Below are 242 nucleotides of genomic sequence, written 5' to 3'. Positions count from 1 at the left end.
ACGCCTCCAACACTTTCCACGGATTTATGTGGTAAAGCTGGAACTCAAACACCTTTTCCCGTTACTACAGATCCGAATACGAAAGTGGAATTATTGGATAAAGATGGTAATGTTATTGGTTCAGGTACGACAGATAGTACTGGTCGAGTTACAATTACACCAACGGTGCCTATCCCTGAAGGTAATGTACGTGCTAAAGCGACTGATAATGCAGAACATCCAAATAGTTCTACGTCTCAACC

Annotated in this window: 1 protein-coding gene; it reads left to right on the top strand. The window is 42.1% G+C overall.

What is annotated here, in order from left to right:
• Positions 1–242 (top strand): hypothetical protein (locus tag KA858_RS12530; RefSeq protein WP_210135843.1); only part of this gene is annotated, 242 nt, incomplete at both ends.

This window comes from Staphylococcus sp. GDX8P80P, from assembly GCF_017893095.1.
Lineage (GTDB): Bacteria > Bacillota > Bacilli > Staphylococcales > Staphylococcaceae > Staphylococcus > Staphylococcus borealis.
Note: the sequence above shows the minus strand (reverse complement) of the source record. Positions and strands in the feature narration are given on the sequence as shown.